The sequence below is a fragment of the Falsigemmobacter faecalis genome (genome assembly GCF_003863335.1).
Classification (GTDB): domain Bacteria; phylum Pseudomonadota; class Alphaproteobacteria; order Rhodobacterales; family Rhodobacteraceae; genus Wagnerdoeblera; species Wagnerdoeblera faecalis.
Genome location: NZ_RRAZ01000052.1, coordinates 844 through 13,557, shown reverse-complemented (window position 1 = coordinate 13,557; position 12,714 = coordinate 844). Strand labels below are relative to the sequence as shown.

12 protein-coding genes are annotated in these 12,714 nt (G+C 57.9%); 1 reads left to right on the top strand and 11 read right to left on the bottom strand.

Annotated features, from left to right (window positions below):
• Positions 1-76: 76 nt before the first annotated feature.
• The 8 genes from EG244_RS19120 to EG244_RS19085 all read right to left on the bottom strand — a co-directional run bounded on the left by EG244_RS19120 (position 77) and on the right by EG244_RS19085 (position 7,604).
• Positions 77-1,459: an amidase gene (locus EG244_RS19120; protein ID WP_124966755.1), complete on the bottom strand. Its 1,383-nt coding sequence runs from the start codon at positions 1,457-1,459 to the stop codon at positions 77-79.
• A 13-nt stretch (positions 1,460-1,472) separates the two neighbouring features.
• Positions 1,473-2,213: an SDR family NAD(P)-dependent oxidoreductase gene (locus EG244_RS19115; protein ID WP_124966754.1), complete on the bottom strand. Its 741-nt coding sequence runs from the start codon at positions 2,211-2,213 to the stop codon at positions 1,473-1,475.
• 12 nt (positions 2,214-2,225) lie between these two features.
• On the bottom strand, positions 2,226-2,972 hold the full coding sequence (locus EG244_RS19110) for an SDR family NAD(P)-dependent oxidoreductase (RefSeq protein WP_124966753.1): 747 nt from the start codon (positions 2,970-2,972) through the stop codon (positions 2,226-2,228).
• On the bottom strand, positions 2,969-3,790 hold the full coding sequence (locus EG244_RS19105; RefSeq protein ID WP_124966752.1) for a polysaccharide deacetylase family protein: 822 nt from the start codon (positions 3,788-3,790) through the stop codon (positions 2,969-2,971). Before EG244_RS19105 ends, EG244_RS19110 begins: the two co-directional genes overlap by 4 nt.
• A 9-nt stretch (positions 3,791-3,799) precedes the next feature.
• Positions 3,800-4,588 carry an ABC transporter permease gene (locus EG244_RS19100; RefSeq protein WP_124966751.1) on the bottom strand — a complete coding sequence of 263 codons (789 nt, stop codon included), beginning with the start codon at positions 4,586-4,588 and terminating at the stop codon, positions 3,800-3,802.
• Positions 4,585-5,436: an ABC transporter permease gene (locus tag EG244_RS19095; RefSeq protein WP_124966750.1), complete on the bottom strand. Its 852-nt coding sequence runs from the start codon at positions 5,434-5,436 to the stop codon at positions 4,585-4,587. Before EG244_RS19095 ends, EG244_RS19100 begins: the two co-directional genes overlap by 4 nt.
• A gap of 1 nt (position 5,437) precedes the next feature.
• Entirely contained in the window at positions 5,438-6,493 is a 1,056-nt protein-coding gene (locus tag EG244_RS19090) for an ABC transporter ATP-binding protein (RefSeq protein ID WP_124966749.1), read from the bottom strand.
• Positions 6,494-6,575: 82 nt separating this feature from the next.
• Complete coding sequence (locus EG244_RS19085) at positions 6,576-7,604, bottom strand: ABC transporter substrate-binding protein (RefSeq protein ID WP_233589078.1); 1,029 nt, start codon at positions 7,602-7,604, stop codon at positions 6,576-6,578.
• Positions 7,605-7,755: 151 nt separating this feature from the next.
• Here EG244_RS19085 and EG244_RS19080 point away from each other — a divergent pair, with 151 nt between their 5' ends.
• Entirely contained in the window at positions 7,756-8,283 is a 528-nt protein-coding gene (locus EG244_RS19080) for a MarR family winged helix-turn-helix transcriptional regulator (RefSeq protein ID WP_233589077.1), read from the top strand.
• A 770-nt stretch (positions 8,284-9,053) separates the two neighbouring features.
• Here the strand turns inward: EG244_RS19080 and EG244_RS20565 are convergent.
• From EG244_RS20565 to EG244_RS19070, 3 genes are all read right to left on the bottom strand, one after another.
• Complete coding sequence (locus EG244_RS20565) at positions 9,054-9,227, bottom strand: hypothetical protein (protein ID WP_158617372.1); 174 nt, start codon at positions 9,225-9,227, stop codon at positions 9,054-9,056.
• 100 nt (positions 9,228-9,327) lie between these two features.
• Positions 9,328-11,637: a UvrD-helicase domain-containing protein gene (locus EG244_RS19075; RefSeq protein WP_124966748.1), complete on the bottom strand. Its 2,310-nt coding sequence runs from the start codon at positions 11,635-11,637 to the stop codon at positions 9,328-9,330.
• Positions 11,634-12,470, bottom strand: coding sequence for a hypothetical protein (locus EG244_RS19070; RefSeq protein WP_124966747.1), 837 nt, complete (start codon positions 12,468-12,470; stop codon positions 11,634-11,636). Before EG244_RS19070 ends, EG244_RS19075 begins: the two co-directional genes overlap by 4 nt.
• Positions 12,471-12,714: the final 244 nt, after the last annotated feature.

Genomic DNA, 12,714 nt, shown 5'->3' with positions numbered 1-12,714 from the left:
TTCATCCTCGATCCGATCCACCAGATGCCGGGACTGAACACCTAATGCCCCCTGGCAGAGAGGCAGGCCGAGCCGGTCAGCCCGGTCGCAGGTCGGAGAGTATCTGCGCCAGGCGCAGCAGTTTGCGGTCGTGATACCACGGGGCAGTAAGTTGAACCGCGACCGGAAGCCCGCCTTTGGTTTGCGCCCAGGGAATCGCGATGGCCGGATGGCCGGTCAGGTTATGAGGATAGGTAAAGGGATACCAGGCACCCCGGATCGTGCCCGAGAGCAGACCGTCAATCTCAATCTCTCCCATCGGATCATAGCCAAGCGGCAGCGGCGGGGCTGTCAGCACGGGTGACAGCAGGACATCGAAGCGCTGGAAATGCTGCTGCATCAGCTGGAAAAGCCGGCTCCTGGCGGTTGCGGCCTGTGAAACATCAACAGCCGAGAGCGCAAGCCCCTGACGGGCGGTCTCGACCAGCGAGGGCGCAACCAGATCTTCGCGCCCGCGGAAGGCAGGTTCGGCCCTTGCGGCAAGCCCGGCGCGCAGGATGGTCAGGAAACAGTCTTCAAAGCTGCGGAAATCCAGATCGGCCTCTTCGACGATCGCCCCTTCCGCTTCGAGGCAGGCCGCTGCCGTGGCGGTGATCGCGGCGGTCTCACGCTCAACCCGCGCCCCGGCTGTGGGAAGCCAGCCGACGCGCAGACCCTTCAGCGGGCGCAGATCGTCGGGATGAAGCTGCACTGCCGCCTGGCCCCAGGGGTCGAGATCTGAGGCGCCCTGAAGCACCTCAAAGAACAGCGCGGTATCGGCCACATCCCGCGCCATCGGCCCCGCATAGGAATTCGCCCCGAAGAGGTCCGGCACACCCAGATGCGGGATCACGCCCAGAGTGGCCTTCATCCCGACCACACCACAGCAGGCCGCGGGAATCCGGATCGAGCCGCCGCCATCCGTGCCGATCGACAAGGGCCCCATCCCCGCCGCCACCGCCACCGCAGAGCCGGAGCTTGAGGCCCCTGCCGTCACGCCGGGATCGATGGGGTTCAGCGTCAGCCCGCTTAAGGGCGAAAAGGCCGTCTGGGTGTGGCCATATTCCGGCGTGGTGGTTTTGCCGATCATCACGCCGCCTGCCGCCCGCGCACGTGCCACGGAGGGGGCATCCGCAGTCGGAACGTTAGTTTCAAAGAGCTTTGAGCCCATGGTCGTCCGCACGCCCTTTGTCGGCAGCAGATCCTTGACCGAATAGGGCACGCCATGAAGCGCGCCCAGCGGCTCGCCCCGCATCACGGCGGCTTCGGCGGCTTTGGCTTCGGCCCGCGCCTCCTCTGCCGCGGTGGTGACAAAGGCATTCAGCTCCGCTCGCTCGCCGATGCGGCGCAGCACGGCTTCCGTCACCTCGCAGGGCGAGACTTCTTTATCGCGGATGGCGCGGGCAAGCGCACGGGCACTCAGATCTGCAAGATCAGCCATGGGGGGTCTCTCCTCAGAGCATCCAGTTGCCGCCATCGATCAGAAGGGTCTGACCGGTGATATAGCGGGCTTCTGAACTGGCCAGAAATGCGGCTGCGGCGGCCACATCTTCGGGCTCGCCGACGAAGCCGACAGGGGTTTTCGCAATGATATCAGCAATGATCTCGGGCGGCATGGCGGCATGGGCGGCCGTCCGGATCGCGCCGGGGGCCAGCGCATTGACCGTCACCCCGTGGGGCGCCATTTCGCGCGCAAGCGAGCGGGTAAAGCCGATCAGCCCCATTTTCGCAGCGGCATAATCGGTCAGCCCCGGATTTCCGGCAAAAGCGGCAAGGCTCGACATATTGATGATCCGCCCGCCGCGCGCCTGCAGATCCGCGGCGCAAAGGCGCGACATCCGCATCGCTGAGAACAGCGAAATCTCCATCACAAAGCGCCAGACCTCTTCCTGGGAGCGGTGAAAGGGCGCCGCCCTTTCGCGGCCGCTCTGGCCCAGGTTGTTGATCAGGATGTCGACGGGACCAAAGTCCCGGACGACCGCCGCATGGAAGGCTTCCGGCGCGCCCTCCGCCAGAAAATCCCCCTCATGGAGATACCAGCGCGCGCCCGTTGGCAGTGCCGAGACGTCGCGGTCGAGCACTGCCACTCTGGCACCTTCGCGGTGCAGCCGCGCAGCGATGGCCGCGCCGATGCCGCCGCCGCCGCCGGTGATCACTGCGGTTTTGCCGTCAAAACGGGAGAGAGCATCAGCCAAGGGACGCACCTTTCAATGGAAAGTCCGGCCACCGTCCACCGCAAGGGCGACACCGGTGACATAAGAGGCCTCATCCGACAAAAGCCACAGGATGGCGGCTGCGATCTCATCCGGAGCTGCGATGCGCTGCAGCGCATAGCGCGCGCGCACCGCCTGAAGCTGCGCCGCCTCGTCTTCTCCCCCGCTGATGGAGGCGCGAAAAAGCGGCGTCTCAACCGCGCCGGGACAGACGCAGTTCACCCGGATACCGGCCTCAGCCAGTTCCATTGCCAGGGATTTTGAAAACATCTGCAGCCCGGCCTTGGAGGCCGAATAGGCGCTGCGGTGTTTCAGCGGCACCAGCCCCGCGCCGGAAGACAGATTGACGATGGCCGCGCAGCCCGAAGCGCGCAGGGACGGCTCAAAGGCGCGGGCGAGTTTCATCGCCCCCGTCAGATTGACGGCGATGATCCGCTCCCAGGCGTCATCGGTGATGTCACTGAGCGGCGCCACCAGATCAATTCCGGCGGAGTTAACCAGCCCGTCGACGCCGCCGAGCGACGCTGCGATCTCTGCCCCTGCCGCAGCGAGAGCGGCCGTGTCGGTGATATCTGCCGCGAGGGCCGTCACATCGCCCGGAAGCGCCGAAAGCGCGGGTCCGGCCAGATCGATCACGCCAACCTTTGCGCCCGCCGCCCGCAGCCGCAGCACGATGGCAAGGCCGATGCCCTGCGCGCCGCCCGCCACCACGATGCGGCGCCCTGAAAAAGCGCCGCTCACGCTGTTGCAGCCTTCAGGCGCGGACGCATATCCGCCACCATGTCATCGCAGCGCCCGATCCAGACGTCGCCCTTTTCGCGGGCGCGTTTCAACAGCTGCTCCAGCGCCCAGAGCCGCGAGGGCTGGCCGATGATCTGCGGATGAAAGCCGATCATCATCATCCGCTTTTCGGCGTGAAGTGCGTCGAGCTCCAGCTTCCAGGTCTCGGCAACCGCAGAGGGGGCCTGCATGGTGCGGCCCGGCAGCGCGATGGAATACTGAAAGAAGGGCGCATCATCGAGCACCCAGCGGAAGGGCAGTTCCACCAGATCGGTCTGCTGTCCGTTGACGACATGCAGATAGGGCGAGTCATCGTCAAAGAAGTTCGAGGAATACTCAAAGCCATATTCCAGCATCAGATCCATCGAGATATCCGACAGTTCCGCCGCCGGGGAGCGCCAGCCTTTGGGGGCATAGCCGGTGACGCGGCGGATCGCTTCAAAGCCGCGCTCCATCTCTTCGCGCTCTTCGTCATGGCTGAGCGTCAGGATCCAGCGGTGCGAATAGCTGTGATGCGCGATCTCATGCCCGGCTTCCAGGATCCGCTCCATCAGCGCGGGGCGCTGCTCGACAACCAGCCCGGGGACAAAGAAGGTGGTCTTTGCCTCATATTGATCGAGCAGCTTCAGGATGCGGTCGGTGCCGACTTTCCAGCCATAAGCACCCTGAGACATCATAATGGGCCGCCGGGCATAGTCAGGATCGCGGCCGGTCCACATGGTCTCCGCATCAAGATCGAAGGTCAGGAAAAGCGGAAAGCCTTTGCTGGTAAGATGCATCTGTCGTCCTCAGGCGAATTTGTGAAAGCCGGTCCAGCGCTCTGCCACGAGAAGCACCAGCGCGGTTGCAACGATGAGAAGGGTGGAGATGGCGGCGACCGAAGGATTCACCCCCATTTCAACGGAGCTGAAAATCAGAATGGGCAGCGTGGTTTGCTTGGCCGAGGCAAGGAAAATCGTCACCGGCACATTTTCCATAGAGGTTACGAAGGCAAAAAGCGCCCCTGCCACCAGTCCAGGCTTGATCAGCGGCAAGGTCACCAGCCGGAAGGTGGTAAAGCCATTGGCCCCAAGGCAGCGCGCCGCCTCTTCGACCGAGAGATCCAGCCCCGAAAGGCTCGCCAGAACCGAGCGCAGAATATAGGGCACGGTGATCACCACATGGGCAATGATCAGCACCATGAAGCTGCCGCGAAAGCCGGTCAGGGTGAAATACTGCAGCATGGCAACCCCCACCACCACCGAAGGCACCACCAGCGGAGAGATCAGCAGCGAGGTGATCGCCTCTGACCCCGGCAGCACCCGGCGAAAGAGCGCATAGGCCGCCGCCACCCCCAGCACCAGCGAGATGGCCGTTGAGGCACAGGCAAGGATCAGGCTGTTTTTGATCGCCCGCAGATAGGTCGGATCTGACAGCACCGCCTCATACCATTTCAGCGTGACGCCCTGGGGCGGGATGGTCAGATAGCTCGTCTCGCTGAAGGAGGCGAGAATGACCACCAGAACCGGGATCTGCAAAAAGGCCAGGACCAGCAGGGCAATCGCGGTCACAGAGCGGGTCGGGTGAAGAGTGGTCATGCGAGGCCCGCCCATTTTCTGGTAAGACGGCTCGAACCCCAGATGATCAGCAGTGTCATGCTGACGAGGGCGAAAGACAGCGCAGAGCCGCTCGGCCAGTCAAGAAGTTGCATATATTCGTCATAAATCAGCGTCGCCATGACCTGATAGGACGGCCCGCCCAGCATCCGCGGTGTCACCAGCGCCGAGATGGTCAGCACGAAGACCAGAATGGAGCCGCTGATGATCCCGGGTGCCGTCAGCGGCAGGGTGACCGACCAGAAGACATGGGTGCGCGACGACCCGAGGCTGGAGGCCGCTGCCTCGACGTCACGGGGCATGTTCTGCAAAGCCGCCACCAGCATCAGCACCATGAAGGGCAGATAGATGTGGCTCAGCCCGATCAGCAGGCCGGTCATATTGAACATCAGCTTCAGCGGCGTCGCGATCAGCCCGATGTCCGTCAGCAGGTTGTTGACGATGCCCCGGTTGCTCAGCAGCACGATCCAGCCGAAGGAGCGGACCACCAGGTTCAGCATCAGCGGGAAGATCACCAGAAGCGTCAGCGCCAGCCGCCAGCGCGGATTGCCCCGCACGATCAGATAGGCCACCGGATAGCCCATCAAAAGGCAGATCACCGTGACCGCCACGCCCAGCACCAGCGTGCGCAGCACGACTTCCAGATAATAGCCATCCGTCAGAATGCGGGCGTAATTTTCAAGCGTGAAGCTGCCCGGTACCATGCCCTGACCGGGCAGATACTCGCGAAAGCTGGTCGGGATCAGCAGCAAAAGCGGCACAAAGAAGGCCAGCGTCAGCACCAGCAGCAGCGGTGAGACCAAAAGCCAGGCGGAACGGCGCGGCGTCACTTCACACCTCCTTTGCCAGCACGATCACATCGCGCGGATGCAGGCCCAGCCAGACCGTCTCTCCGGGTGTCAGCGCCGCCGCCTCCGCCGAGGAGGGCACATCGACCACCAGCTCTGCCCCGGTCCCGAGGCGCACCACAAGCTGCACCTGCGGCCCCGAGAAAGAGCGCAGCGCCACCGTGCCGCGCAAAGCACCCTCAACGGGCGATGACTGCACCTGCAGCGCCTCCTGGCGGATGAAGGCCTCAGCCGCGGTGCCATTCGCCAGATGTCCGGCCTCGGCCCGGATCACCAGATCCCCGCCAAGGTCCAGACTGCCGCCGCGCATCACGCCGCTCACCCGGTTGGGCTTGCCGATGAAACTGGCGACAAAGGCATTCACCGGCCGGTGATAAATCGCCTCCGGCGCATCCAGCTGCTGGATGACGCCGTTATACATGACGCCCACCCGGTCTGAGAGGCTGAGCGCCTCTGCCTGATCATGCGTCACAAACAGCGTGGTAATCGCCAGCTCGCTCTGCAGCCGCTTCAGCTCAATCTGCATCTCATCGCGCAGCGAGGCGTCAAGGTTGGACAGCGGCTCATCAAAAAGCAGCACGCTCGGGCGCGGTGCAATGGCGCGCGCCATGGCCACGCGCTGCTGCTGACCGCCCGAAAGCTCGCGCGGATAGCGGCTGCCGTAGCCCGACAGGCGCACCATCTCCAGCGCTTCATTCACGCGGCGGGTGATCTCTGCGGGCTCTTCTTTGCGGCGGCGCAGGCCAAAGGCCACATTGTCGAAGACGGTCATATGCGGAAAGAGCGCATAGGACTGAAAGACCAGACCGATGTTGCGCTTATCGGGCGGCAGCCGGGTCACCTCGCGGCTGCCGATCAGGATCTCGCCGCCGCTTGGCTCCAGCAGGCCCGCCACCATGCGCAGGATCGTCGTCTTGCCACAGCCCGAAGGTCCGAGCAGCGAGACAAACTCGCCCTCGGCAATTTCAAACGAGGCACCGCGGACCACCTCGGTTTTTCCATAGCGCTTCACAACATTGCGCAGGGTGAGATTGCTCATTCGAATGTCTTTCAGGCGCAGGCGGGCAGGCCCGCGGGCTGCGGGCTTGCCGGGAAGGATGTTCAGTCAGATCAGGAGCGGTTCAGCGCAGCACTTCGCGCTGCCAGCGGCGGGTCCAGTCCGGCATCAGACGGGCCATGGTCTCAGGATCAAGGAAGAGCATTTTTGCCGCCTGCTCTGCGGTCGGCAGGATGCTGGCATATTCGCCCTCAACCACGACTTTGGTGTTCACCGGACCGATCACCTGAGCCTCTGAGAAGCATTTCTGCGCCTCAGCCGAGAGGACGATATCGACGAATTTCTCAGCGAGTTCCGCGTTCTCGGCGCCCTTCGGGATCGAGATGGTCGGGCGGATGCCAACGGCCCCCTCCTCAGGATAGGCCACCGCCAGCGGCAGGCCCGATTTGATCGCGACACCGGCGCGGTCCGGATACCAGACGGCCATATCAATTTCGCCGCGCTCAAACAGCGAGACGACCTGATCGGCCTGGGTGTAGAGAAGCGCCGCCGATTTGGCGAGCGGTCTGATCTTCTCCAGCGCCGCTTTCGGATCCTCCAGCGGGCCGCCCTCCATGGCGTTCACCGCAGCCACAAACTGCCAGCCGGTGGTGCCCGAAATATCACCGATGGTGACGCGGCCTTCGTATTTCGGATCAAAGAGATCCGTCCAGGAGGTCGGCGGCTCTGAGAGCGTCTCGCGGTTATAGACGATGGCGGTTGCCCCCAGCATGGCCGCCACATAGGCATCCTGCGCGCCCCAGGCCGCTTCCAGGATATCGGGCGCATTGCTGAGTTTGCTGCGGTCCAGCGGCTGCAACAGGCCTTCATTCGACAGCTGCACCGCAAAGGCATCATCGGCGAAGACGACATCCACATCGGGCGATCCGGCGCTGGCGCGCAGAGAAGCCGCGTGCTGCGCGGAGTTGGCGGGCTTGAGCAGGACTTCGGCCCCGGTCGCCGCCGTGAAAGGCGCCGCATAGCAGGTCTTCAGGTTCTCCGCGAAGCCCCCGCCAAAGGTGCCGACCACCAGTTCCGCCGCAGATCCTGCCCCCGGCGCGCCGAAGGCCGCCGCCGCCGCCACTGCTGCCGGGATCATAAACTTGCTTTTCATGCCGCCAAAGCCTCCCACTTCGGGTTCCCGGCCGGGCCGGGGTGAATCTTCTTCAATTAAGCTTTCATAAAAGATTTTCAAAAGCTATAAAAAGATCGCGCCCTGCGATACTTTCTGAAAGATATTGCAGCACAAAGAGAGGAAACCTGACTTGAGCTCAGATGATCGTGACCCGATTGCTTACTGGGACGTCGATCGGATCGGCCGCGGCCTGCGGATGTGGCAGACCGAAGTTCCCGACATCGACAGCAGTGCCAAAGCCGTTGTGGGGCGGGTCCTGCATCTGCAGGAGCTGATGACCGAGCGAATCAACCGCAATCTGGCGAAGTTCAACCTGAAGTTCCCCAGCTATGCGGTCATCGCTACGATCCGGGTCAGCGGCCCGCCCTACCGGATGTCGCCCGGAGAGCTGCTGTCGAGAATCGTCCTCAGCTCGGGTGGCCTGTCAAACCTGCTGCGCCGCATGGAAGCGGACGGCTACATCATCCGCCGCGCCGACGAGCATGACGCCCGCGGCGTGCAGGTCGAACTGACGCCCCGCGGCATCGCCGTGGCCGAAGAGGCAATGCGCACTCATGCCGAGTTGGAGCATGAGCTGATCCGCGGCCTCAGCGGCGCTGAGCAGGAAACACTCGGGCGGCTGCTTGCGAAAGCCATCGTTCTCAACAGCGCGGTGTGACAATGGGCGGGCGCTGTATGTGGCGGTACCGCTCACGCTTCCCCTGCGCCGCCCCCCCTCGTCGCTCCGGCACTTTGATGGTTCGGAACCCAGCCCGCGTGATGCACATTCAAGCCCGACTTCTTTTCAGTTTACGCGATGGAAGGCCATCGGCCCGATTATGAACGACGTTTTACGGGTGGGCTGCTTTGCAAACAGGTCGAAGACAGGAAAAAGCGGATCAAAGTCTAAAGAGAGCCAGCAGAGGTAGTGGACTGCTGAAGCCCCGGTCTGCGGTTCTGACGCTTGAGGTCGCTCAACGAGCCAGAATTCATCGGATGATGTACCGGTGAGTTGTATCCTGAGGCAGACCAGTAAAGCTCCGATGAGATGTTGGATATGCGACGGATCGAGTGGGGGTCGACATAATTCCGCTCAACATGATCCTGGGTCGTTCAGCCACTTTGGACAGCGTAGCGATGCTTCCTTTCGCCCGGACCTCGTGGCCTCAAGCTCCCGAAGTGCAGATCGAACGCAGAGCGCGCAACGAACCTATGCTATCGCCCCCTGCCGACGTTATCCTCTTTCAGAGGATAGGCGGGAACCGGGTGTCCATCGTCTGGCCCAGCCCCGCTTCGCCGAATAGTCGCGATACCCTTGAAATGTTGCAGTTTTTACAGCAAGTGCGTAAAATACGCATATTTCGAACAATGGACCTGACAAACGACTTTAATCGATAATTTACTATTATCGGATGTATGATTTAATTCCAGAGCAAACTTACCGTTTAGCTATAATTTAAAAAAACGCCTCATGAGTTCTCTGAGGCCAATTATAGCTGTTGTATCGCCATAGACATTTTTTTCTGGTTCATCTTTCCCCGAAACATCTTTCTTAGCTGTATAAGTGTTTGTATCTTGGCGAACTTTTCTGTCATTTTTTAAAAATATCAAGATATTATCCATGAATTGATATGTCCGGTTTATCGGATATACATAGAAGACGCATGGAAAGGTAGCATTGGCCCTATGAAGGGCCAATACCTTAAGTTTATCTGAGTAAAACTCACGCTACGCCTTCAGCGATCAAGCACTTGCTGTCGAACGCAGTGCCAAGTAAAGAGCTTGGCCCTCGAGATTGGTCCCCTAGGATTTCCACTCTTAACCTAGCGCGAGTGATAGTCACGTATAGACGGTTGTGGGAAGTATAAGATAAGTAGTTCTGGCTACTTTCAGCCACAGCCCCCTTTGATGGAGGAATCCTGCCAGAGTCAGCTCCAACTATAACAACTGCCATGAACTCCAGTCCTCCGACAAAATCGGCATGACCAATCACATACTGGCCCGATCCTTGAGCGCCATCGACAGCCTCTTGGTCCCCTCGCTTCTTTAAAAAAATATGTGGCTTGTTCTTCTGGGACGCGTACTGAGATAGGAGAAAGGAAAGTTCTCTGTCCAGACTAGCAATTAGAATGTCTCCCCTTTTGCAGTTGAGTTCCACGCGCAGCTGATCAGCTTTTGCGAATGCGCCCTCAATCATAGCCTCATCGTTTGGAAACGATGTGTACAATGGAACTTTTGCAATTCTCTCCTCTTTTTCAGTGAATCCCGATACGGAATTGATAAGGGGATTCGCGAAGTTAGTAAAAAGAAGTGCGCCGGAAGAAACTACACAGGCTGCTAAATCGACAATTTGTGGAGAACACCTGAATACTGTGGATAATTGACTCGCCTCAGCCCTATCATCACCGCCAATAACTGCCCCCTCGATATCATCACTTGTCCAGCCGCGATCACCGACAGCTTGCGTGCGATCAATAGAAAAGAGAATATTTTGATGTGTCTCAGACTTGGTAAAGTGATGAAAAACATGCAGTTCATTTATATTGAAAAGATGAGTTTCATCTATCAAAATTGCATCATAACCGTCACGTAAGCGCCGACGCCTCCATATAGGCGTATCCAGCTGTCCTATTGTAGTTAGAACAACGTCATCCGTGTCAAACTGGGAGGCCGATCCCAGATATTCCTGATATCGGCGGAATATGGTGAAAATATAACCCTTATCGGCATCGGATACGAGCGGTATCCCGTACTTTAGCGCATCGCACTTTTTGTAAACATCAAACTTCTCTCCGGCGCGCCCTTTGATTGAAACACTGATTTCATGCTGAAGCATTTCGATCAATGTCCAACGGTCCGTGCGCGATAGGAATCCTTTAAATTCAGAAGATAAAAACCTATCGTGAGAAGCGAAGTCCGTCGCTTCCGCCGCCTCAAGTGCTTCGCTTATGTAAAGAAGTTGCGTTTCTTTTGACTCTAACGCATCTCTATCGACAAACTCGGAGTCCCCAATCTGCTGCGTTAGTTTAGATGCGCAGAGTTCACTGAGCGTCACGACGCTCAGTGTAACCGGCTCTAAAGAACGGTCGCGCTTATAAAATTTGTCTGGATCTATGACGGACATGAATTCTAAAATTGCACTTTTGGTTGCTTCACTGTGCGTGATGAATACCGCATGAAACGTCCGACCGTCAGCGGCAGAGGATCTAAGTTCTCTTACGGCTTTAAGCATCAAGCATAATGTCTTACCCGTTCCCGCAGCGCCCTCGATTCTGCGTGCACCTGAAAGCGGCTCCTCAATAAACGCCCTTTGTTTAGAGGTTAGAAGATCTAGCCAATCATCGTAAGGTTGAAAAATAGATATGGTACTAACGCCACCTAGGTCGTCCAAGTTACTGCTCGAAAGGACACGACTACCACTAAGCGCATTCTCCACAGGCGAGCTCAGTGATCTAATCTGCTCATAGATTTCGTTGATTTGCTCAAAGAATTTTCGGAAATTGGTCTCATTGGGGGCTTCTGACTTGGTGCCTGATCCTTCAGTTGCTTTCCAAATCAGCGTAAATTTACCCTGCAAATCGCGCTTCCGCACTCGCTCGGCCAGCGGCGATCTCTCGAACAAAATTCTGAATGGTTTAGGTCGATACGAAGAGAATGGAAAAAGAACTGCTTTAGTGCTTTGTGGCACAATAAACTCTGAAAAATTTGTACTCATACCGTGCCAGAGTTTTTTGGCGAATCTCATCGACTTCTGGACAGCAAAAATAGCGTCTGAGTCGCTAAGGCCATCGAACAACCGAGACTGCTCCAAGTCAATGACCAAAAAGCGAGATTCTCGATTAGCACGGGTTGATGCGATTATTAACCCTTCCTCCAATTGGAAGCTTATCAATCCCTGCGGCAGCGTCGCAGATCTGATAGATCCATTCATTAAACCGATGAAAGCTTTTGCGAGATCGTGCTCCACGGTCTGAAAGAGACGATTTTCTATAAGCTCATTTAGAGCAAACTCTTCAATAGAAACAAATTTCACTGCGTCGCCTTTCTTAATTCTATCGAAAAAATAGCTTTTAAAGCTTCTGCTGGCGTGTCCTCAATACCAATCCTGCCGAACATTTGAGAATAAGTCTGCATGAGGTGCTCGATATTAGGAGACATCAATTGACCCAATGGCATTGCAAACTCATCAATAGAAAAATCCAAACCGGCACCTCCGCGAGAAACTTGAGGCGCGCGCGCCTGATCAGTCCCTCTTGCGATTGCCTCTGCGATATCACGCGGGATAAAGCTTGACTCTCTCATAAGAGCAACCAATGGCACATTATCCTCCCCAGGTATAGCCGGGAGATAATAGTGCCCAGATAGCTTATGCTCGATTAGATCTTGAATGATTTGCCGAGAGTATTTTTGATACTTATCAAGAAGATAATTTCTTTGCTCTAAAGATGTAATCTGCAGATTCGCCAAAATTTCAATTTCTTCAACTATCCCCCGCACTCTTTCGGCAGATTTCCGGGCAGAGCCTAGCGCATTTTCTCCCACGAAGAAGGATTCATATATTTCACGGTGTGATTTTGAGTAGAGTATGGTTTCAGAGATATCCTGTTGCTTCAACGCACTCAGAAAAGAACCTTCGGCTGCCTTAGACGTCTTAGAGTGAAGAATTTCCCAGCCATCGCAGTGGAACCAATCCGTAAGTAGGACTGCAGGAATATAATTAAGAACTGGAAACTTATCGTTTGCGACATCACAACGTGCAGTGATAGCAACTCCGAACACTCGCGCGCCGGGGTAGCGCTCGGCAGAGGCGCAGCAGAATATCGTTCCCTGAGTAATTGTACCGATTTGGGGCAGTCTGATTGTCATTCTTCGCCTCAGAGTTCGTTCTCAACCTGAAGTTATGACACAGCATCTATTCTGGGAAGACAACTTCCCATCCTGCTGTTTTGGCAATTTTTGGGACGGGCCTTGCTCCCGGGAGTGTAGACGCCACGTACGCTACCTCCGTGCCGCATTCGGCTTAACTTAGTTGACCAAGTATAATATCCCCAGCCTATCAAACATCCGATAACGCCAACTTATCAAATCGCGCCTCACCTGCCGGCTTAGC